Here is an 18,924-nt window from a genome sequence, read left to right as displayed (position 1 = left end):
GATGGACACCACGGCAGCGAAGTTGGCCGACCTGCGCGAGCGGTTGGCCGCAGCCCAGGAACCCGGCGGCGAGAAGGCGATCGCCAAGCGGGCCAAGAAGGGCATCCCCTCGCCGCGTGAGCGTCTGGACATGCTCTTCGATCCGGGTTCGTTCGTCGAACTCGGCGCTCTGGCCAAGCTGCCCGGGTCCGATTCCTCCGGCTACGGCGACGGCGTGGTCACCGGACATGGTCTGGTCCACGGTCGCCCGGTGGCGGCGTTCAGCCACGACCAGACCGTCTTCGGCGGCACCGTGGGCGAGGTGTTCGGCCGCAAGGTGTCGATGCTGATGGAGTGGGCCAGCAAGATCGGCTGCCCGATGGTGGGTATCAACGACTCGGCCGGTGCCCGCATCCAGGACGCGGTCACCTCGCTGGCCTGGTACGCCGAGATGGGTCGTCGCAACGACCTGCTCTCCGGACTCTCCCCACAGGTCTCGGTGATCCTGGGCAAGTGCGCAGGCGGCGCCGTGTACACCCCGGCCAACACCGATGTGCTTGTGGCGGTGAAGGATTCGAGCTACATGTTCGTCACGGGGCCCGATGTCATCAAGCAGACCACCGGCGAGGAGATCGACGCCGACGACCTCGGCAGCGCCCACAACCAGGCGCGGTGGGGCAACATCCACCATGTGGCCGACGACGAGAAGGCCGCGTTCGAGTGGGTGCGGGAGTACCTGCAGTACATGCCCTCGACCGCCTACGAGCAGCCGCCGATCATCAACCCTGGTCTCGAGCCCGAGGTGACCGCGAGCGACCTGTCGCTGGATTCGTTCATGCCCGACAACGACAACGCCGGCTACGACATGCGCGACATCCTGCTGCGCATCTTCGACGACGGCAACTTCCACGAGGTGGCCGAGATCTTCGCCCCCAACATCCTCACCGGTTACGCCCGCGTGGACGGTCGCGCCGTGGGTGTGGTGGCCAACCAGCCCAGCGTGATGGCCGGCGTGTTGGACACCGACTCGTCGGAGAAGGCCACCCGATTCGTCAGGATCTGCAACGCATTTCGTATCCCGCTGGTGTTTGTCGTCGACACCCCCGGCATCCTGCCGGGCGTGGTGGAGGAGGCCAAGGGGACCATCCGTCGCTCGGGCAAGTTCCTGTTCGCCTACGTCGAGGCCGATGTGCCGAAGGTGACGGTGGTGGTGCGCAAGGCCTACGGCGGTGCGTACGCGGTGATGGGCTGCAAGCAGCTCGGCGCCGACATCAACTTCGCGTGGCCGACGGCCAAGATCGCGGTGATGGGTGCCGAGTCGGCGGCGGCGGTGCTCACGCGTCGGCAGACCGAGAACGCCACCCCGCAGGAGGCGGACAAGATCCGCACCGACTTCATCAACTTCTACAACACGATGATGGCCACGCCGTATCTGGCGGCCGAACGCGGCTACATCGACGCCGTCATCGAGCCGTCGCAGACCCGACTGCAGTTGCGGAAGGCGTTGGCGCAGTTGCGTGACAAGCAGATGTACCGCATCCCGCGTAAGCACCTGCTGATCCCGGTGTGACCGTTCGTGCTACCCCGACTGCCCCAGGCTGAGAAGTCCCTGCTGCACGGTGGTGGCCAACAGGGTGCCGTCCTGGGCGTAGAGCGACGCCCGCGTCATGGCCAGACCGTGGCCGGCTTCGGGTGAATCCTGCACCAACGCAATCCATTCGTCGGCTCGACCGGGGTGGTGCCACCACATGGCGTGATCGAGGCTGGCGGTCACCACGCCCGGGTCCGACCAGGCCGCGTCGTGGTGACGCAGCACCGGCTCGAGCAGGGTGTAGTCACACACGTAGGCCAGGGCCAGCTGGTGCACCAGCGGATCCTCGGGAAGAGGTTGGAAAGCCTTGACCCACACCACCTGTCGAGGTTCACGCTGGGTGGCGTGGGTGGTGTACACCGGGTCGTGGACGTGGCGCATGTCGAAGTTGCGTTGCCGCGACCAGTAGTTGCCGTCGCGGACCTGGGCACCGGCCACCCGATCCTCGGAGGTGGGTAGCGACTCGGGGTCAGGCAACCCGGCGGGCATCGGATCGGCATGCGCCACCCCGTGGGCCGGCTGACTCTGGAACGAGGCCAGGCCGGTGAAGGTGGTCTTGCCGACCTGCTCACCCTGCACCGCGCGGGCCGAGAAGTTGCGCCCGTCTCGAAGACGCTGCACAGCATAAGAACTCTCGGCGTTGACGTCGGCGGCCCGCAGGAAGTAGCCGTGGAACGAGTGGATCCGACGATCGGGTTCGACGCTGCGCATGGTGGCTGCGATGGCCTGGGCCACGGTCTCACCGCCGTAGGCTCGGCCCGAGGGGATCACCTGGTGGCGCGCGGTGAACCGGTCGTCGCCGAGATCGGTGAGCTGGATCGAGGACAGGAAGCCGTCGCTACGAAAATCGTTGGGATGCTTGGTCACTGCGGTGGAACTCATGCGCGGCGATATCCTTCCAGGATCGAATCGTCCACATCGGGGAGGTTCACCACGATGTTGTCCGGGGTACGACAGGTCAACCACACCAGTTCCTCGGTGACGCTCATGTTCACCTCGACGTGGGGCATGTACGGCGGTACGAACACGAAATCGCCTGCGGTCATGTCCACCCACTCGGCGTAGTTCTCGCCGAAGTAGATGCGTCCGTGTCCGGTCAGCACGTACCCGCCGGTTTCAGCCTCACCGTGGTGGTGGGGCAGCGACCGGTAGCCGGGCTCGTTGGACACCCGGCCGAACCAGATCTTGGTGGCCGGTGTGTGCTGTGGGCTCACCCCGGACAGGCGCACCGCGCCACCGGATTGGCCGGTGTCGCCGTACAACTCACCCGCCCGGGTCACCTGAGGAACCACCCGGTGGGTCTCGATACCACTGCTCATCGTCACTCCTGGATTCGGATCATGTTGCACAGCTTGCCGATCGATTCGATCTCGGTCTCCACCACGTCGCCGTCGACCAGCTCGCGCGCAGGGTCGGCTGCGGCACCCACCCCGCCGGGTGTCCCGGTCAACACCACGTCGCCCGCGCGCAATCGCGTGAAGGCGGAGATGTAGGCCAACAACGCCGGTGCGTCGAACACCAGGTCGTCGGTACGGGCGGCCTGGACGGTTTCCCCGTTCACCCGACACGTGATGGCCAGGCCGGCGCGTGGGTCCACCTCGTCGGGGGTCACCAGCTCATCACCGAGCGGAGTGGTGGCGTCGAAAGCCTTGCCGGGCAGCCACTGCCCGGTGTGGTGCTGCCAGCTGCGCACCGAGATGTCGTTGGCCACGGTGTATCCCGCGATCGCCGCGGCGGCCTCGGTCGGGTCGGCGCGCCAGACCTCAGCGCCCACGATCACCGCCAACTCGGCCTCCCAGTCCAGGCCGGTGGCCTCAGGTGGCACCACGATGTCGTCGTGGGGGCCGGTGAGGGTGTCGGCGAACTTGGTGAACAGGGTGGGGTATCGCGGTGTGGGGCGGCCCATCTCGGCGATGTGGGCACGGTAGTTGTGGCCGCAACAGATCACCTTCGCCGGGGTGCGTGAGATCCCGATGCGCATGTCCGCCTCCAACCCGTACCGTTTCCGCTCAGTGATGTTCCGCCGTCGTGATATACCGTAGTGGTGACGCTCGCAATCGTCGCACAATATGCCTTCGCGTGGCAATGAGAGAAAGCGGAACCGATGGCTGTCACCCATATCAACCCCGAATCACTGCCCGCCCCGTCGGGTTTCGCGCACGCCAGCCGCTCGTCGAACGGCATCGTCCATCTCGCCGGGCAGACCGCCATGGACGCGCACGGCGCCATCGTCTCCGGCGGCATCGTCGCGCAGTTCCGCCAGTCCTTCGCCAACATGCTCACCGCGCTGGCCGCGGCCGGCGGTACCCCGGCTGATCTGCTGTCGGTGACGATCTACCTGACCGACATCCCCGACTATCAGCGCAACGGACGCGAGATCGGCCGCATCTGGCGGGAATTGGCCGGTGACACCTACCCGGCGATGGCGGGGATCGGGATCTCGGCGCTGTGGCAGCCCGAGGCGATGATCGAGATCGCCGCCGTCGCCCACATCGGCGCAGCCGTCGCGGTCAGCGGGTCGTGAGCGGACCCGAGGCGGCCGATCCGTGCAGGACGTCGAGCGCGAACTCGCGGGCCGGTGCGCTCAGGCGGTCGTTGAGCTCGCCGAACAGCTCCTCAGCCACCTGCCCGTTCCACCCGGCCGGCAGCACCTCCAGCGGTAGCCCCGGGTCGAGGTAGGGCAACACGCGCCACGCGGTGAGCATCGGCACGTAGGCGGCGAAGGCGGCCGCGGCGTCGGCGACGTCGACCGAGGTGAGTCGGCGGTGTCGGCGCACAAAGTCGGCGTAGGACAGCGTGATCTGGTCGAGGTCCCACCAGCGCTGCACCCGTGATCGCAGATCCTCGAACCCCAGGTGGTGGCCGGCGAACAACTCGACGTAGTCGCGTAAACCCTTGCGGTCCAACATGGTCTTGGTCTCGGACTCCAGGGCGGCCGGGGCGATCCACACCCCCGGCGAGACGGTGCCGAACCCCAGACCAGACAACGCAGTTCGCAGGGCGTGGCGCTTGTCGCGCTCACTTTCGGGGATGGAGAAGGTGAGTAGCAGCCACCCGTCGGCCAGAGTGGACCGCACCCGACGGAAGATGCGGGTGTCGCCCTCGGTGAGCACCTGCAGGGTGGCCGGCGACAGCTCGTAACCGGCGGTCGCCTCACGTCGGACACCCAGTAAGACACCGCGCCGCTTGAGCCGCGACACCGACGAGCGCACGGCCGGTCCGTCGATGCCGAGTTCCTCCATCAGCCGCACCAGCGCCGACACCGGCAGCCAGTTGTTCTCCCCGCGGGAGTAGAGACCGAACAGCGTCACGATCAGGTCGCGGGGAGCGGATTCGCCCAGCGGCACCGGATCGGTCGTCATGCAGCCAACTCTAGGTGACCCGACCTCGCGAACGGCACATCCCGTTACATTCATATGTCGGATCTATCGCGAGCGTCAAAAATCGTGCATACTCGATTCACAACCGTCGCCCGGACCGGGAAGGGACCGAGATGACCGCGAGTGCACCGATCGGCGAGACGATCACCTCCTCGGCTCACGTCGACACCTACTGCGCCGACAACCTGCCGCCGCGCGAGAGCTGGCCTCAGTTCGTGTTCGACCTTCCCGAACTGCACCGCCCGGCGCGGCTGAACTGTGCCACCGTGCTGCTCGACGACACCGTGGCGCGCCTGGGCCGCGACCGACGATGTCTGCTCACCCCGACCGAGACCTGGACCTACGGCGACCTGCGCGACCGCGCCAACCAGATCGCCCACGTGCTGACCGACGACCTCGGTGTGGTGCCGGGAAACCGGGTTCTGTTGCGCGGCCCCAACAATCCGTGGCTGGTGGCGTGCTGGTTCGCGGTGATCAAGGCCGGTGCGGTGGTGGTCACCACGATGCCGCTGCTGCGCACGCCGGAGCTGAGCAAGCTCGTCGCACTCACCCGGCCGGTGGTCGCGCTGTGTGACCATCGATTCCGCGAGGCCATCGACGCAGTCGAGGTCCCCGACGTCGGGATGCGGGTCATCGGTTTCGGCGGATCCGGTGGCGAGGACCTCGTGACGCGCGCGGCAGGCAAGCCGGTCACCTTCGACGACGTCGACACCGCCGCCGACGATGTGGTGCTGTTGGCTCCCACCTCGGGAACCACCGGAGTTCCCAAGGCCACCATGCACTTTCACCGCGATGTGTTGGCCAACGCCGATACCTTCAGTCGCCACATCGTGGCCCCGGTGTCTGATGACCTGTTCACCGGCACCCCGCCGCTGGCCTTCACCTTCGGACTCGGTGGGCTGGTGGTGTTCCCGCTGGCGGTGGGCGCGGCGTCGCTGCTGCTGGAGAAGGCATCCCCGGTCGAGCTGGCCGAGGCCATCGAACGCCACGGGGTGAGCGTGCTGTTCACCGCGCCCACCGCCTACCGCGCGATGCTGCGCACCGGGGTGGCGCATCGTCTCGGATCGTTGCGGCGCGCGGTGTCGGCGGGCGAGCATCTGCCGGCCGAGGTGTGGACGGCATTCCGCGACGCCACCGGGGTGGCGATCATCAACGGCATTGGCGGTACCGAGCTGCTGCACATCTTCATCTCCGCCGCCGACGACGACATCCGGCCCGGCTCGACCGGGCGGGTCGTGCCCGGCTACCGCGCCCGCATCCAGGACGTGCACGGCAACGAGTTGGCTGATGGCACAGCGGGATTGCTGGCGGTGCAGGGACCCACGGGCTGCCGCTACCTCAACGACACCAGACAACGGGACTACGTGCGCGATGGGTGGAACCTGACCGGCGACACCTACACCCGCGACGCCGACGGGTACTTCTGGTACCACGCCCGCAGCGACGACATGATCGTCTCATCGGGCTACAACATCGCCGCACCCGAGGTGGAGTCGGTCATCGATCAGCACCCGGCGGTGGTCGAATCCGCGGTGATCGGGGTGCCCGACGCCGAGCGCGGCATGATCGTGCACGCCGCGGTGGTGCTGGGTCCCGGCCAGGTCGGTGACGACGCCATGGTCGCCAGCATCCAGTCGTTCGTCAAAGAGACTGCGGCACCGTACAAGTACCCGCGCAGCGTCGCCTTCGTCGATGCTCTTCCGCGTACCGAGAGCGGCAAGCTGCAGCGTTTCCGGCTACGCCGGGACGCCTAGCCCGTTTCCCCCCTTCACCTTTCGTGTCTCTCGAGGAAGATGTCTCATGAAGATTGCCATCGTCGGCGGTGGTCCCGCCGGTCTCTACTTCTCCGCGCTCACCAAGGCGCTTGATCCCGGTCACGAGATCACCATCTACGAGCGCAACGCCGCCGATGACACCTTCGGGTTCGGGGTGGTGTTCAGCGACGAGACACTCGGCGGTATCGAGCACGCCGACCCGGCCGTCTACGCCGCGATGGCCGCGCAGTTCGCCCGCTGGGAGGACATCGACATCCACTACCGCGACACCGTGCTCACCTCGGGTGGCCAGGGCTTCGCGGCGATGAGTCGTAAGGAGCTGCTGCGCATCCTGCAGGAGCGCTGCGCGCAACTCGGTGTTCAGTTGCACTTCTGCACCGAGGCGCCGCCGGTCGAACAGCTACGTGCCACCCACGATCTGGTGTTGGCCGCCGACGGGGTGAACTCGGCCATCCGGCGCCAGCACGCCGACGAGTTCGGCCCCAGCCTCGATGTGCGCCACAACAAGTACATGTGGTTGGGCACCGACAAGGTCTTCGAGGCCTTCGAGTTCATCATCGCCCACACGCCGTATGGCGTGATGCAGATCCACGGCTACCCGTTCAGTGACTCCGGCAGCACCTTCATCGTCGAGATGCACGAGTCAGTATGGGAAAAGGCGGGTTTCGGTGACTGTGCCGACCGCGACTTCATGCCCGGCGAGAGTGACGAGAAGTCGATCGCACTGGTGCGCAGTCTGTTCGCCGACGTACTCGACGGACATGAGATCCTGGCCAACAACTCACGGTGGATCTCGTTCACCACCGTACGCAACCAGCACTGGGTGCACGACAACCTGGTCCTCATCGGCGACGCCGCCCACACCGCGCACTTCTCCATCGGGTCGGGAACGAAGCTGGCGATGGAAGACGCGTTGGCCCTGGCGGCGTGCATCCACGAACACGATGACCTGCCCGCGGCGTTGGCGGCGTACGAGGCCGAGCGTCGGCCGGTGGTCGAGTCGATCCAGCGTGCCGCCCAGGCGAGTCTGGAGTGGTTCGAGTCGATCGCCGACTACACCGAGCAGGATCCCGAACAGTTCGCATTCAACCTGCTCACCCGGAGCCGGCGCATCACCTACGACAACCTTCGGCTACGCGACGCCGAGTTCGTCGATCACGTGGACGGCTGGTACGTGACGCGCCAGGACAGCGAGGTGACCCGCCCGCCGATGTTCTACCCGTATCGGGTGCGGGGGTTGGAGCTGGTGAACCGAATCATGCTGGCGCCCATGGACATGTACAGCGCGGTGGACGGGGTGCCCGGTGATTTCCATCTGGTTCACCTCGGCGGAAAAGCGCTCGGCGGCGCCGGGCTGGTGATGACGGAGATGGTGTGTGTCTCGGAATCGGGTCGCATCACCCCAGGCTGCACCGGGCTGTACACCGCCGAGCAGGAGCGGTCGTGGGCGACGATCACCGACTTCGTTCACAGCCGATCGCAGGCCAAGATCGGTGTACAGCTGGGCCATTCGGGCCGCAAGGGGTCATCGAAGCTGATGTGGGAGGGCATCGACGACCCGCTCGACGAGGGCAACTGGCAGGTGGTGGCGCCCTCAGCGCTGCCCTACGGTCCGGGCTCGCAGACCCCGCGTGAACTGACCGAGGCTGACCTGGAGGTCATCGTCGAGGAGTTCGTGGCTGCCACACATGCCGCCGAGCGGGCCGGTTTCGATCTGCTGGAACTGCACTGCGCCCATGGATATCTGTTGTCGTCGTTCCTGTCTCCGTTGGCCAATACCCGCACCGACGCCTACGGCGGCTCGTTGGAGAAGCGAATGGTGTTCCCGCTGCGCGTGTTCGACGCGGTGCGGGCGGTGTGGCCGGCGGATCGTCCGATGTCGGTACGTATCTCGGCCACCGATTGGGCCGATGGCGGTACCACTGTCGACGATGCGGTGGTCATCGCGCGGGCGTTCGCCGAGCACGGGGTGGATCTGGTGCACGTGTCGTCCGGGCAGGTGGTCAAACATGAGAAGCCGGCGTTCGGGCGCAGCTATCAGACACCGTTCGCCGACCGGATCCGCAACGAGGTGGGCCGCACCCACGACGTGGGGGTGATCGCGGTGGGTGCCATCTCCTCGCACGACGACGTGAACTCGGTGCTGCTGGCCGGCCGCGCCGACCTGGTGGCCATCGGACGTGCCCACCTCTACGACCCTCAGTGGACACTGCACGCCGCCGCCGAGCAGGGATACACCGGCCCGGGTGCGGTGTGGCCGCTGCCGTACGCCGCGGGTAACCGCAAGCCGCCCACCGGCCGGACCGACGGACCACCGCCTCGCCTGGAGCTGGTGCGTTCTCGGGGCACCGAGCGGCGGCGCCGCTGGCTGCCCGCCTGACCCGTCGGTTGGGCGCTAATCCCCGTCGGTTGGGCGCTAATCCCCGTCGGTTGGGCGGAAAACCCCGTCGGTTGGGCGCTAATCCCCGTCGGTTGGGCGGAACACCCCGTCGAGTGGGCGGCGATCTCGTTTTGTTGGGCGGCCGCCCTCGTCTGGCGTGTGAATCGGTGAGCTGTGATGCGCCGTCGATGCGGGGGTGGCTCGGTCCTCACGGATGTCCACCGATGCTTCGGGCTCTCAGATCGGTAGTTGCGCAGGGTTTCTGCCCACTCGACGGGGATTAGCGCCCACTCGACGGGGGTTTCCGCCCACTCGACGGGGATTAGCGCCCACTCAACGGGGGTTTTCCGCCCACTCGACGGGGGTTTCTGCCCACTCGACGGGGATTAGCGCCCACTCGACGGGGGTTATCCGCCCACTCGACGCGGGTTTCCGCCCACTCGACGCGGGTTTCCGCCCAACCGACGAGTCAGTGCTTGGCGAAGGCCTCGTGCAGCCACCAGGCGCCGCCGTCGGCGGCGATCTTCGCGTCGATCAGCAACGGCTGGGTTCGACTGCCCACCAACCATTTGTGCACGGCATCGAGGTCTGCCACCGACCGCACGGTCACCGCTTCGAAGCCGGCTCCGCGTGCCAGTGCCGCGATGTCGGTCTCGGGGAAGGTGACGGTCGACAGGTTCACATCCGACCCGAAATGATGGACCTCGGCCCCGTAGGCGCTGTCGTTGTAGACGATCACCACCATCGCAATGCCCAGCCGCACCACCGTTTCCAGTTCGGCCGCGGCCATCATCAGACCGCCGTCGCCGGTGCCCAGCACCGGCAACCGGTGCGGCTGAGCCAGTGCCGCGCCGATCGCCGTGGCCAGTCCCAGGCCGATCGACTGGAAGGCCTGGGTGAAACAGAAACCGTTTTCGTCCGGCACCGACAGGTGCGTGCTGGGATAGCCCATGAAGTTGCCCGAGTCGATGCTGAGGACCCGGTCGGCGGGCAGCAACTCGTCGAGGGCGATGGTCAACGTCCGTGGGTCGATTCGATCCGGCTGCGGGGCGGCGGTCACCGGCACGTCCTGCCACCGTGACGACCCCGCGATCCGATCCCGGACGTCTCCGGTGCGATACCGGGGCGCATCGACATCTCGAGACGTCAACTCCTGCAACAGATCAGCTGCGGTGGATGCCACATCGCCGTGGATGCCCAGGTCCACCGGCCGGTGCCGCCCCAGCGCGGAGCGGTCGTCGTCGACCTGCACCACGGTGGTCTGGGCGCCGATCAACCGACCGTGTCGCATCGTCCACATGTTCAACGCGCAGCCCCACGACACGATGAGGTCGGCGTCACCGATCAGCGAGGCGGTGGTGTCGGAGGAGAAGCCGCCCGAGATCCCCAGCGACCATTCGTCTCCCCCGAACAGCCCGTTGGCGACGGCGGAGGTGGCGAGCAGGGCACCGGCCCGCGCAGCGACCGCCCGCAGGATGTCGCGATGACCCCGCGCACCGCGACCACCCACGAACACCGGCCGCTGCGATGCGATGATCAGGTCGGCGAGTCGGTTCACCGCGTCTGCAGCCGGTCGGACGGGGTCGGGACGAGACCCCAGCGTCGCCGTGTCCACGGCCGCCACCGCAGGCTCGGCCTGGATGTCGATGGGCAGCTGCAACACCACCGTCCGCCGCTCGTGCAACGCGATTCGGTACGCGCGCACGGTGTCGGCCACCGCGGTCTGCGCCGAGTGCACCCGCTCGCTCACCGCGCCCACGCCGGTGGCCAGCCCGTCCTGATCGATGCGGAAGTTCGACAGCACCGACGCACCGGGGGTGTCGGCGGCCAACACCAACATCGGGGTGCGTGACTTGGCCGCCTCACCGATCCCGGTGAGCGCGTTGGTGAAACCACAACCCTGGTGCATCGTCACCACACCCACCGAGCCGCTCATCCGGGCGTAGCCATCGGCCATGGTCGCCGCACCACCCTCGTGGCGGGCGGCGACGAACCGGGCTCCGCCCGCGAGAAGAGCGTTGGTGACCACGAAGTTGCCGCTGCCCACCACACCGAAGACGGTGTCGACCCCGAGGTCGACGAGGGTGGCACCGATCAGGTCGGCCACCGACATCGTCGAACCCGTGGCCACCGTCACCGCGACACCATCGCCAGAACGCGTGCGGGGCTGCCGCTTCCACCCACGATGGGCAGCGGACACACCACGATCACCGCGCCGGTCGGCGGCAGTTGGGCCAGGTTCTGTAGCTGGGTGAGCCCGAACTTGCCCGATCCGAGGAAGTAGTGGTGACACGGGAACATCGGGTCGAACGCCCCCGCACCGCCGGCGTCGGTGCCCACCGTCTCCACGCCGAACCCGAACAGCGTGGTCTCCTCGGCGAGATACTTGGCGCATTCCACCGACACCCCAGGGGTGTGCGACCCGTTCTCGTCGACGTTGAGGAACGCCGCCGAATCATGCGACCGCGCATCCCATCCGGTGCGGAACAGCAACCAGCCGCCTTCGGGCAGCGGTCCATGCTGGGCCTCCCAGGCGTGGATGTCGCTGACCTCGAGCAGGAAGTCGGGATTGTCCGCCACCCGGTCGGAGGCGTCGAGCACCGCCGCCGGCCCGATCAGTTGTTTGACCGGTGCCGCAGACACGTCCGCTGATTCGCGACCGGTGATCCAGTGGTTCGGCGCATCGACGTGGGTGCCCACGTGTTCTCCGGTGGAGATGTTGTTCCAGTACCACCCCGGCCCGGCGGCGTCGTAGTTGCTGATCTCGTGCAGCGCGAACGGCTGGGTGTTGGCGAACGGTTCGGGCAGGTTGAGGATGGGGGTGGACGCCTGCAGCGGCGCCGTCAGATCGACGATCTCGACGCTGCCGCCGGAGACCGCGGATACGAGGTCGGTGAGAACGGTCATCGGGGGTTCCTTTCCAAGGGGGACAACAGCAGTGGACCGGTGGGTGGGGATCAGCGAGACAGTCCGGCGCGCAGGCGTTCTCGCACGCGGGTCCCTAGCGGTGGGGTGGTCAACGCGGCGGCCACGATGGCACCCGATCCGCCGCCGAGCCCCGGCCCGGGATGGGTGGAGGCCCCGATGTGCCACAGTCCCTCGACTGCGGTCCGGTGTCGACCACCGGCGACGGCGGGGCGCCAGATGAAGTTCTGGTCGAGTTCGGCGCTGCCGGCGTAGGGGTCACCGAACTCGGCGTTGACGTTGTGGCGCTGTAAATCTCGCGGTGTCAGCACCTCCATGCCCACCACGGATTCGCGTACCCCGGGAGCGTGGGTGTCGATCAGGTCGAGCACCCGATCGGCGTAGGCCTGCGTGGTCGCAGCGTTCCAGCTGCCGTCCACAGTGATGGAGGCACCGGCGTCGGCGGTGGGGAAGAACGGCACCTCCTGCAGCTGAATCCACAACGATCCGGCTCCGCTGGGCACGCGGCTGGGGTCGATGACGAACTGTTGGCCCACCACCACCGTGGGTCGGGCGGGTAGCATCCCGGCCTCGGCCTGCGCACACGCGATGGCGGTGCTGGTCGATCCGTCGGAGAGATGAATCAGCGGAACCGAATCCAGGCGGCTGTCGGTCCAACGCGGCGGGGCCGACAACGCCAGGTGGATGTGCATGGCCGCGCGGCCGAACCGGTAGCTGCGGGCACTGGCCACCGCCGCGCGCCCGGACACCGCCGGCGACAACAACGACCCGTACAGCGCTGCGGGGGTGACTGAGGCGATCACCGCACGCGCAGCGACGTGGCGGGTGCCGTCGGCGGTCACCACGCCGGTGGCGCGACCGTTCGTCACGGTGATCTCGGTGACGTCGGCGCCGGTGTGCACCCGCACGCCACGTTCGGCCAGCAACCCGGCGAACGCGGCGACGAAGTTAGCCGCACCGCCGGTGACGATCGGCAGGCCGAAACCGTGCATGGTGGCCGCGAAGATGGGGATCATCAGACCGCCGGAGGCGCTGTCGGGGGCCAGCCCGGCGTGCAACAGCCACGGTACCCATAGCTGGTCCACCTCGGTACCGGTGAACTCACGCCGGCACCACCCGCGTCCACTGGTCACGGCATCGCGCAGCAGCGCCTCGGTTCCGTCGATCTTGTTGCGCCGCACCATTCTGGAGAGGATCGACAGGGTGGCTGGACTGCGGAGTTCGCCGCCCAGCAGTCCGCCGATGAGATCGGCCGATGCCCCGAACGACTCCAACGCGGCCAGGTATCGCTCGCCGTCGGCGGCGTGGGCGAAGTGGGCGACGGTGGCGGCCGGATCACGCTGTGCCACCACCGTGTGGCCGTTGCCTGCGACCGACGCGGTGACCGCGCCGTCGGTGTTGGCGTAGCTCAGGCCGTGTCGGGCCAGATCGTCGGCCAGCGCACCGTAGGCGCCGCCGGAGACGAACAACGGATGCCACGACGAGTAGGTGTCGTGGATGTATCCGGGCACCGTGCGCTCGCCGCTGTCGATGAACCCGCCGATCCGGTCGTTGCGTTCGAGCACGCGCACCGACCACCCCGCACCGGCCAGTTCGGCGGCCGCCACCAACGCGTTGATCCCCGAACCGATGACCACCGCATCGGTCACCTCGCCAGCCGCAGCCGTCATCGCCGTCCCTTCACCGTCGGGTGTGTCGAACACATCAGACGCTGCGGTGGGCCGGCGCCGCAAGCATTCGTGCGTGCTGCGGACACCGGCCGCGCATCGGGGATAGTCGGGCCCCCGCGCCCTGATTACCGTCTGGCGCCAAGGACACAACCGTCACGATGCAGGGAGACTCATATGACCATCGCCATCATCGGGGCCGGGTTCGCCGGCCTCAGCACGGCAAAGGTGTTGCGCGAAGCCGGTTTCGATGTCGTCGTCTACGATCGCACCCCAGATGTGGGTGGGGTGTGGAGCCGCACCCGACGCTATCCGGGCCTACGGACGCAGAACAACAAGGGCACCTACGCACTGTCGGATCATCCGATGCCGCGTAGCTTCCCGCAGTGGCCCACCGGCGAGCAGGTGCAGAGCTACCTGGAGAGCTACGTCGACGCCAACAACCTGCGAGGCGCGCTGCGACTGTCCACCGAGGTGGTCTCGGCGCAGCCGGGTGCCGCCGGTTGGGATCTGGTGACCACCGGTCCCGACGGGACCTCCGCGAGCACCGTGGAGCACCTGGTGGTGGCCAACGGCATCTTCTCCACCCCCCGCATCCCCGACATCCCCGGACTCGACGACTTCCGGGCCGCCGGTGGGAAGGTGTTGGCGGCCAGCGATTTCCATGATCTGGAGTCGGTGCGCGGGAAGAATGTGGCGGTGCTGGGCTACGGCAAGTCGGCGTGCGATGTCGCGGTACCGATCAGCGATGTGGCCGCCTCGACCCGGGTGGTGGCCCGACAACTGCTGTGGAAGATGCCGCGCAAGCTCGGTGGGGTGCTCAACTACAAGTTCCTGATGCTCACCCGGATGGGGGAGGGCCTGTTCCGCTACATCGAGCCGGTGGGCTTGGAGAAGTTCCTTCACGGCCCGGGCAACGGCGTGCGCAAGGGCATGGTCGGCTCGGTGCAGTCGGTGATCACCCGCCAGCTCAAACTGCCGCAGATGGGTCTGGTGCCCAACGGGTCGTTCGAGGACATCGCGCGCAGCACGGTCAGCCTGGCCACCGAACGGTTCTACGAGCAGGTGCAGGCCGGTGCCATCACCGTCACCCGCGACGCCGAGGTGGCCAAGCTGCTCGCCGACGCTACGGGCACCTGGGCCGAGTTGAGCACCGGTGAGCGCATCGCGGTGGACACGGTGGTGTGCGCCACCGGGTTTCACCAGGAGGTGCCGTTCTTCTCCGCCGAGATCAACGACGAGTTGACCGACGATCGCGGCAACTTCCAGCTGTACCGGCAGATCCTGCCGCTGTCGGTGCCCAATCTGACCTTCGCCGGCTACAACTCGTCGTTCTTCAGCCCGCTGTCGGCGGAGATGTCGGCGGTGTGGATCTCGGCGTACCTGCGCGGCGCACTCGATCTGCCGTCCACCGAGCAGATGCGGGCCCACATCGACCGGCGTCTGGTGTGGATGGAGGAACGCACCGACGGCCGACATGCCCGTGGTACCAACATCATCCCGTTCTCCATGCACAACATCGACGAGGTGCTCTCTGACCTCGACCTCAACGTGGGACCGGCCACCCGCGCGCTGCAGTGGCTGGGACCGATCAACCCCGGCTCGTACAAGAAGGTCGCCCGCAAGCTGAACAAGCGGCTGAGCAAGGCCGCCTGACCGCGCGCACCGACACGACACAGCCCGGTCAGATCCGATGATCGACCGGGCTGTGTTGTGGCGCGGAGCTATTCGGCCAGCCGGGGGATGGCGGGCACCGACTGCTCGGGGCCCATCGCCGAGTATCCGCCGTCCACGGCATAGTCGGCGCCGGTGACGAATGATGCCGCCGGTGAGGCCAAGAAGGTGACCACGGCGGCCACCTCGGCTGGATCGGCCACGCGGCCGGGGAAGTGGAAGTCGGCGGCCACGGCGTCGGTCTTGGCGCGGTCGCCGCCGCTGAGCTGATCCATGATGGCCGACCAGGTCCAGCCCGGGGACACCGAGTTCACCCGGATCCCGTCGGCGGCGTAGTCCATCGCCATCGACCGGGTCAGTTGGACCACCGCAGCCTTGCCTGCAGGGTAGAGCCAGCGTCCGGTCTGGGCCACCTTCGAGGAGATGGAACCGAAGTTGATGATCGACCCGCGCGCCGCGGCGAGGTGCGGGCGGGCGATGCCGGAGAGGATCGCTGCGCCGATCACGTTGACGTTGAACGCGTCCAGCCACTGCGATCGGGTGCTGTCGGCACCGTCGTCGACGTAGCTGCAGGCCAGGTTCACCAACACGTCCAGGCTGCCGGTCTGCGCCACGGTGTCGTCGACGAGGGCGTGCAACGCGACGTCGTCGCAGATGTCGGTGGCCACGAATCGGGTTGCCCCGCCGATGCGTCGGGCCACCTCGGTCCCGCCGTCGACGTTGATGTCGGCGATGGTCACCCGGGCACCGGCCGCGGCGAACGCGGCACACACCGCCTCGCCGATGATGGTGGCTCCGCCGGTGACGACGACAGTCTTGTCTGTGAACACGTGCGCACTCCCATTCGATGCGGGGCGCCTACGGGATTCGACGCCGTGCCACCATCGAACGGCATGTCCCCCGCGGCGCGCTATCCGCGTGGCGCGGTCGCTATCCGACCGACGCGGTGATCGGTGGGATCAGCTGCGCGCCAGCGTCTGTGACGGTGATTCGCCGTAGGTGGCCCGGTACAGCGTGGAGAACCGGCCGAAGTGGGCGAAGCCGCATGCGATTGCGATCTCGGACACCGTGGTGGTGCTGCGATCGGCCATCGACATCTCGGCGCGGGCACGTTCGAGGCGGACCCGACGCAGGTATTGCGTCGGGGTGGTCTGCAGGTCGCGGGCGAACGACTCCTGTAACGACCGCACGCTGACGTGTGCCACCCGTGCGAGGTCGGTGACCGTCCAGGCCCGCGCGGGGTCGGCCTCGATCGCGTCGCGCACCATCGCCACCGACCGTGGCGCCACCGGTTGGGGGCGATGGCGGGGCCGGGTCACGCTGTTGGTCTGGATGTCGAACAGGCCGCCGATGACCATCGCTTCGAATTGCGCTGCGATGACCGGGGTCTGGGACATGACGCCGCCCCCTTCGACGTCCTCGCGCAACCAGTTGACCAGCCGCAGCCAGCTTTGGGCGGCCGGCGCGGTGAGGTCGAAGGACGGGGCGAACCGCACCGAGCGTCCCGAGGTGTCGCCGAGGACGTCGCGGGCGTAGTCCTGCACGGCGGTCCGCGACAGGTAGACCAGCAGTTGCTCGCAATCGTCCGACCAGGTCATGTCGGTGAACAGGGTGGGTGAGGCGATGGTCGCGGTCCGGCGATCGGACTGCACCCGCTCAGAACCGATGCGCACCTGGGCGCGGCCCACCAGCGGGATCTGTACCAGGTAGAACGACTCCATCGCGCCGGGCACGATGCGCACCTCGCTGCCGTAACGCAGGTAGTTCAGGCCCACCGCACCGTCCTGGTATCCGTTGTGCACGGTGTCGAGTCGACTGTCGGGTCGGGTGAGTTCCAGCCGGTGCGGGCAGAACACGTCGGCTATCCGCGCGCGGGCCTCGTCCAGATCGCAGGTGCGCGTCAGGTTGTGCCGGGTGAGCAGTGCGGGCATACGTCGATCCTGTGGTCGGGTTCGGTGTACCGGTGCAGATCAGAGTAGGTACTCGCGATGACGTATGCGTTACGAACGTAAAAAAGACGCTAGGTCTGTCTGGCTTACGGCGCGCCGGCGTCGCTGTTGCTCTGCACCGGATCGGGTGCAGGCGCAGGGCTCGGGTCGGGATCGGGCGCAGGGGCCGGGGCGGGCGGCGGATCGACCCGGGGCGGCGGGGCCGGATCGACTCGCGGAGGCGGTGGGGCCGGGTCGGTGCGCGGTGGGGCCGGGGGTCGCCCAGGCCGACGTGGTGGTGCCGGTCGGCTCAGCGGGGCACGCGCGGTCGGCGGTAGCAGGGCGGGTGCGACACCACGTGCGCGAGAACCGTCCCGGTCGAGCCCACTACGCTCGCCGGGCTGCTCGCCGGGCGGCTGATCGGTACCGCTCGCAGTGATCGCACCGGGTGCGGCGATCAAGGGCGGGATGCCCACGATGCCTTGGGTGGCTGCCTCGGCAGCGGCGTTTGACGCTGGAGTGCCTGCGGGCACCACCGCCGACGGCGTCGAGCCGGTGGGTGCCGGTGACCCCGCGGCACCGTCGGTCCCCGACGATCGTGCGTTGTCGGCCACGCGTGGAGCCGAGGCCACCTGTGGGGCAGGTGAGCTCGAGGCGATCCACAAGGTGAGCACCACAGCGCAGACGATGACAGACAGGCTGGCGGCTGCGCCCAGCAGGCGCCACGGTCGCTGCGCACCCTCCGTGCCACCCGCGGCGTCGGCGCGCGCGGCGATCTGCGCGCGCAGCGCAGCCTTGGCCGCCTCGTAATCCACTGGTTTGCTCACCACGAGATCCTCACCGCACGATGTGCGTCTGCATGTCGGAAATGTGCCCCCCGAAAGCACGTTGGCGAAAGTGTATCAGCGCGATAACGGTGGCCCAAAAGCCGTTACCGCAGCTCACAGGCTATGTAGTTGCCCTCACGAGACGGTGTGCGGCAATCGTGAGACCCGGTTGAGACGTCTGTAGAAGGTGGTCAGCACGTGGGCGATGGTTTCCTGAGCCCATGAAACTTCGACTGGTCTCCGCTACCGGGGCCCTGCTCTTGGGCTCACTCATCCTCAGCGCCTGTGACGATTCGTCGTCGGACAACGGTTCCGATATCGCCTCGAGGCCCACCGCCGCGTCCACCTCCGAAACGGTGACAACCTCTGCGGCGACGTCGATGAGCCAAGCCGCCGCGGCCGGCTCGTCCTCAGGCGAGCAGTGCACCATCCTGAGCGGGCAGGATCTGTCGTCCGCCGTCGGCGGGACCCCGGTGACGGTCAACTCAGCAGGCGCTGACATCTGCTTCTACGCCATCGGTTCCGGGGACGCGAACATCAACCTGATCGACATCGCCCTCGACGTCGATCAGTACGTGCAGGGCACCCGTGCCACCTGCACGTCACCGCCGGTGGATGTGCAGGCCGGCGACACCGCCTTTGTCTGCACCCGCTCCACCGATGCGGTCGGCTACGTGGTGAAGGGCCGCAAGCTGGCCACCCTGGTGGTCAAGCTCGACAGCCCGGCGGCCTGCGCGGCAGCGGTGACCAAGGCGCTACCGAAGGTGAACTTCGGCTGACCCCACCACAGGTTGAAGC

At 67.8% G+C, this 18,924-nt stretch carries 16 protein-coding genes and 1 pseudogene; 6 read left to right on the top strand and 11 right to left on the bottom strand.

Going from position 1 to position 18,924, the window contains the following annotated elements; translation table 11 throughout:
• Position 1: 1 nt before the first annotated feature.
• Complete coding sequence (locus KIK15_RS12425) at positions 2 to 1,549, top strand: acyl-CoA carboxylase subunit beta (RefSeq protein ID WP_214244915.1); 1,548 nt, start codon at positions 2 to 4, stop codon at positions 1,547 to 1,549.
• Between the two features lie 9 nt (positions 1,550 to 1,558).
• Here KIK15_RS12425 and KIK15_RS12420 read toward each other — a convergent pair whose 3' ends face one another.
• The 3 genes from KIK15_RS12420 to KIK15_RS12410 are packed head-to-tail and all read right to left on the bottom strand — an operon-like array spanning position 1,559 to position 3,551.
• Entirely contained in the window at positions 1,559 to 2,452 is an 894-nt protein-coding gene (locus tag KIK15_RS12420; protein WP_214244913.1) for an acyl-CoA thioesterase II, read from the bottom strand.
• Positions 2,449 to 2,889 carry a cupin domain-containing protein gene (locus tag KIK15_RS12415; protein ID WP_214244911.1) on the bottom strand — a complete coding sequence of 147 codons (441 nt, stop codon included), beginning with the start codon at positions 2,887 to 2,889 and terminating at the stop codon, positions 2,449 to 2,451. The genes KIK15_RS12420 and KIK15_RS12415 overlap by 4 nt, the downstream gene beginning before the upstream one ends.
• Positions 2,890 to 2,891: 2 nt before the next feature.
• Complete coding sequence (locus KIK15_RS12410) at positions 2,892 to 3,551, bottom strand: fumarylacetoacetate hydrolase family protein (protein ID WP_250324573.1); 660 nt, start codon at positions 3,549 to 3,551, stop codon at positions 2,892 to 2,894.
• 123 nt (positions 3,552 to 3,674) lie between these two features.
• Between KIK15_RS12410 and KIK15_RS12405 the strand changes: the two genes are divergently transcribed.
• A complete protein-coding gene (locus KIK15_RS12405) occupies positions 3,675 to 4,094 on the top strand; it encodes a RidA family protein (RefSeq protein ID WP_214244907.1) in 420 nt (139 codons plus the stop codon).
• Here the strand turns inward: KIK15_RS12405 and KIK15_RS12400 are convergent.
• Positions 4,081 to 4,932 (bottom strand): PaaX family transcriptional regulator C-terminal domain-containing protein, encoded by an 852-nt coding sequence (locus KIK15_RS12400; protein ID WP_214244905.1) that lies wholly within the window; start codon positions 4,930 to 4,932, stop codon positions 4,081 to 4,083. The two genes, KIK15_RS12405 and KIK15_RS12400, sit on opposite strands and share 14 nt — an antisense overlap.
• A 131-nt stretch (positions 4,933 to 5,063) precedes the next feature.
• Between KIK15_RS12400 and KIK15_RS12395 the strand changes: the two genes are divergently transcribed.
• Positions 5,064 to 6,704, top strand: a complete 1,641-nt coding sequence (locus KIK15_RS12395; RefSeq protein ID WP_214244903.1) for an AMP-binding protein — start codon at positions 5,064 to 5,066, stop codon at positions 6,702 to 6,704.
• 46 nt (positions 6,705 to 6,750) lie between these two features.
• On the top strand, positions 6,751 to 9,105 hold the full coding sequence (locus tag KIK15_RS12390; protein ID WP_214244901.1) for a bifunctional salicylyl-CoA 5-hydroxylase/oxidoreductase: 2,355 nt from the start codon (positions 6,751 to 6,753) through the stop codon (positions 9,103 to 9,105).
• Positions 9,106 to 9,116: 11 nt separating this feature from the next.
• Here KIK15_RS12390 and KIK15_RS18910 read toward each other — a convergent pair.
• From KIK15_RS18910 to KIK15_RS12375, 4 genes and pseudogenes are all read right to left on the bottom strand, one after another.
• Positions 9,117 to 9,317, bottom strand: a pseudogene (locus KIK15_RS18910) (DUF1720 domain-containing protein); the annotation flags it as partial.
• A gap of 257 nt (positions 9,318 to 9,574) precedes the next feature.
• Positions 9,575 to 11,218: a thiamine pyrophosphate-binding protein gene (locus KIK15_RS12385; protein ID WP_214245292.1), complete on the bottom strand. Its 1,644-nt coding sequence runs from the start codon at positions 11,216 to 11,218 to the stop codon at positions 9,575 to 9,577.
• 20 nt (positions 11,219 to 11,238) lie between these two features.
• A complete protein-coding gene (locus KIK15_RS12380) occupies positions 11,239 to 12,012 on the bottom strand; it encodes a cyclase family protein (RefSeq protein WP_214244899.1) in 774 nt (257 codons plus the stop codon).
• Between the two features lie 50 nt (positions 12,013 to 12,062).
• Positions 12,063 to 13,700 (bottom strand): NAD(P)/FAD-dependent oxidoreductase, encoded by a 1,638-nt coding sequence (locus tag KIK15_RS12375; protein WP_214244898.1) that lies wholly within the window; start codon positions 13,698 to 13,700, stop codon positions 12,063 to 12,065.
• A 174-nt stretch (positions 13,701 to 13,874) separates the two neighbouring features.
• Here KIK15_RS12375 and KIK15_RS12370 point away from each other — a divergent pair, with 174 nt between their 5' ends.
• Positions 13,875 to 15,353 (top strand): NAD(P)/FAD-dependent oxidoreductase, encoded by a 1,479-nt coding sequence (locus KIK15_RS12370; protein ID WP_214244896.1) that lies wholly within the window; start codon positions 13,875 to 13,877, stop codon positions 15,351 to 15,353.
• 68 nt (positions 15,354 to 15,421) lie between these two features.
• On the opposite strand, the gene KIK15_RS12365 is transcribed toward KIK15_RS12370, so the two are convergent.
• From KIK15_RS12365 to KIK15_RS12355, 3 genes are all read right to left on the bottom strand, one after another.
• Entirely contained in the window at positions 15,422 to 16,201 is a 780-nt protein-coding gene (locus tag KIK15_RS12365; RefSeq protein ID WP_214244894.1) for an SDR family oxidoreductase, read from the bottom strand.
• Positions 16,202 to 16,330: 129 nt separating this feature from the next.
• Positions 16,331 to 17,302 carry an AraC family transcriptional regulator gene (locus tag KIK15_RS12360; protein ID WP_214244892.1) on the bottom strand — a complete coding sequence of 324 codons (972 nt, stop codon included), beginning with the start codon at positions 17,300 to 17,302 and terminating at the stop codon, positions 16,331 to 16,333.
• 104 nt (positions 17,303 to 17,406) lie between these two features.
• Positions 17,407 to 18,126 (bottom strand): hypothetical protein, encoded by a 720-nt coding sequence (locus KIK15_RS12355; protein WP_214244890.1) that lies wholly within the window; start codon positions 18,124 to 18,126, stop codon positions 17,407 to 17,409.
• A gap of 221 nt (positions 18,127 to 18,347) precedes the next feature.
• On the opposite strand from KIK15_RS12355, the gene KIK15_RS12350 reads away from it, so the two are divergent.
• The gene (locus KIK15_RS12350; protein ID WP_214244888.1) at positions 18,348 to 18,905 is read left to right on the top strand and encodes a hypothetical protein; all 558 of its coding nucleotides are present in this window, start codon (positions 18,348 to 18,350) and stop codon (positions 18,903 to 18,905) included.
• Positions 18,906 to 18,924 lie beyond the last annotated feature (19 nt).

Source organism: Williamsia sp. CHRR-6 (genome assembly GCF_018474015.1).
Classification (GTDB): Bacteria; Actinomycetota; Actinomycetes; order Mycobacteriales; family Mycobacteriaceae; genus Williamsia_A.
The sequence above is the reverse complement of the archived record's forward strand: the minus strand, read 5'-3'. Positions and strand labels throughout refer to the sequence as shown.

What these genes read in the sequence shown, in the direction of transcription:
- KIK15_RS12425 (WP_214244915.1), top strand. Translation starts at nt 2, where the DNA reads ATGGACACCACGGCAGCGAAGTTGGCCGACCTGCGCGAGCGGTTGGCC.
- KIK15_RS12420 (WP_214244913.1), bottom strand. Translation starts at nt 2,452, where the DNA reads ATGAGTTCCACCGCAGTGACCAAGCATCCCAACGATTTTCGTAGCGAC.
- KIK15_RS12415 (WP_214244911.1), bottom strand. Translation starts at nt 2,889, where the DNA reads ATGAGCAGTGGTATCGAGACCCACCGGGTGGTTCCTCAGGTGACCCGG.
- KIK15_RS12410 (WP_250324573.1), bottom strand. Translation starts at nt 3,551, where the DNA reads ATGCGCATCGGGATCTCACGCACCCCGGCGAAGGTGATCTGTTGCGGC.
- KIK15_RS12405 (WP_214244907.1), top strand. Translation starts at nt 3,675, where the DNA reads ATGGCTGTCACCCATATCAACCCCGAATCACTGCCCGCCCCGTCGGGT.
- KIK15_RS12400 (WP_214244905.1), bottom strand. Translation starts at nt 4,932, where the DNA reads ATGACGACCGATCCGGTGCCGCTGGGCGAATCCGCTCCCCGCGACCTG.
- KIK15_RS12395 (WP_214244903.1), top strand. Translation starts at nt 5,064, where the DNA reads ATGACCGCGAGTGCACCGATCGGCGAGACGATCACCTCCTCGGCTCAC.
- KIK15_RS12390 (WP_214244901.1), top strand. Translation starts at nt 6,751, where the DNA reads ATGAAGATTGCCATCGTCGGCGGTGGTCCCGCCGGTCTCTACTTCTCC.
- KIK15_RS12385 (WP_214245292.1), bottom strand. Translation starts at nt 11,218, where the DNA reads ATGTCGGTGGCCGACCTGATCGGTGCCACCCTCGTCGACCTCGGGGTC.
- KIK15_RS12380 (WP_214244899.1), bottom strand. Translation starts at nt 12,012, where the DNA reads ATGACCGTTCTCACCGACCTCGTATCCGCGGTCTCCGGCGGCAGCGTC.
- KIK15_RS12375 (WP_214244898.1), bottom strand. Translation starts at nt 13,700, where the DNA reads ATGACGGCTGCGGCTGGCGAGGTGACCGATGCGGTGGTCATCGGTTCG.
- KIK15_RS12370 (WP_214244896.1), top strand. Translation starts at nt 13,875, where the DNA reads ATGACCATCGCCATCATCGGGGCCGGGTTCGCCGGCCTCAGCACGGCA.
- KIK15_RS12360 (WP_214244892.1), bottom strand. Translation starts at nt 17,302, where the DNA reads ATGCCCGCACTGCTCACCCGGCACAACCTGACGCGCACCTGCGATCTG.
- KIK15_RS12350 (WP_214244888.1), top strand. Translation starts at nt 18,348, where the DNA reads ATGAAACTTCGACTGGTCTCCGCTACCGGGGCCCTGCTCTTGGGCTCA.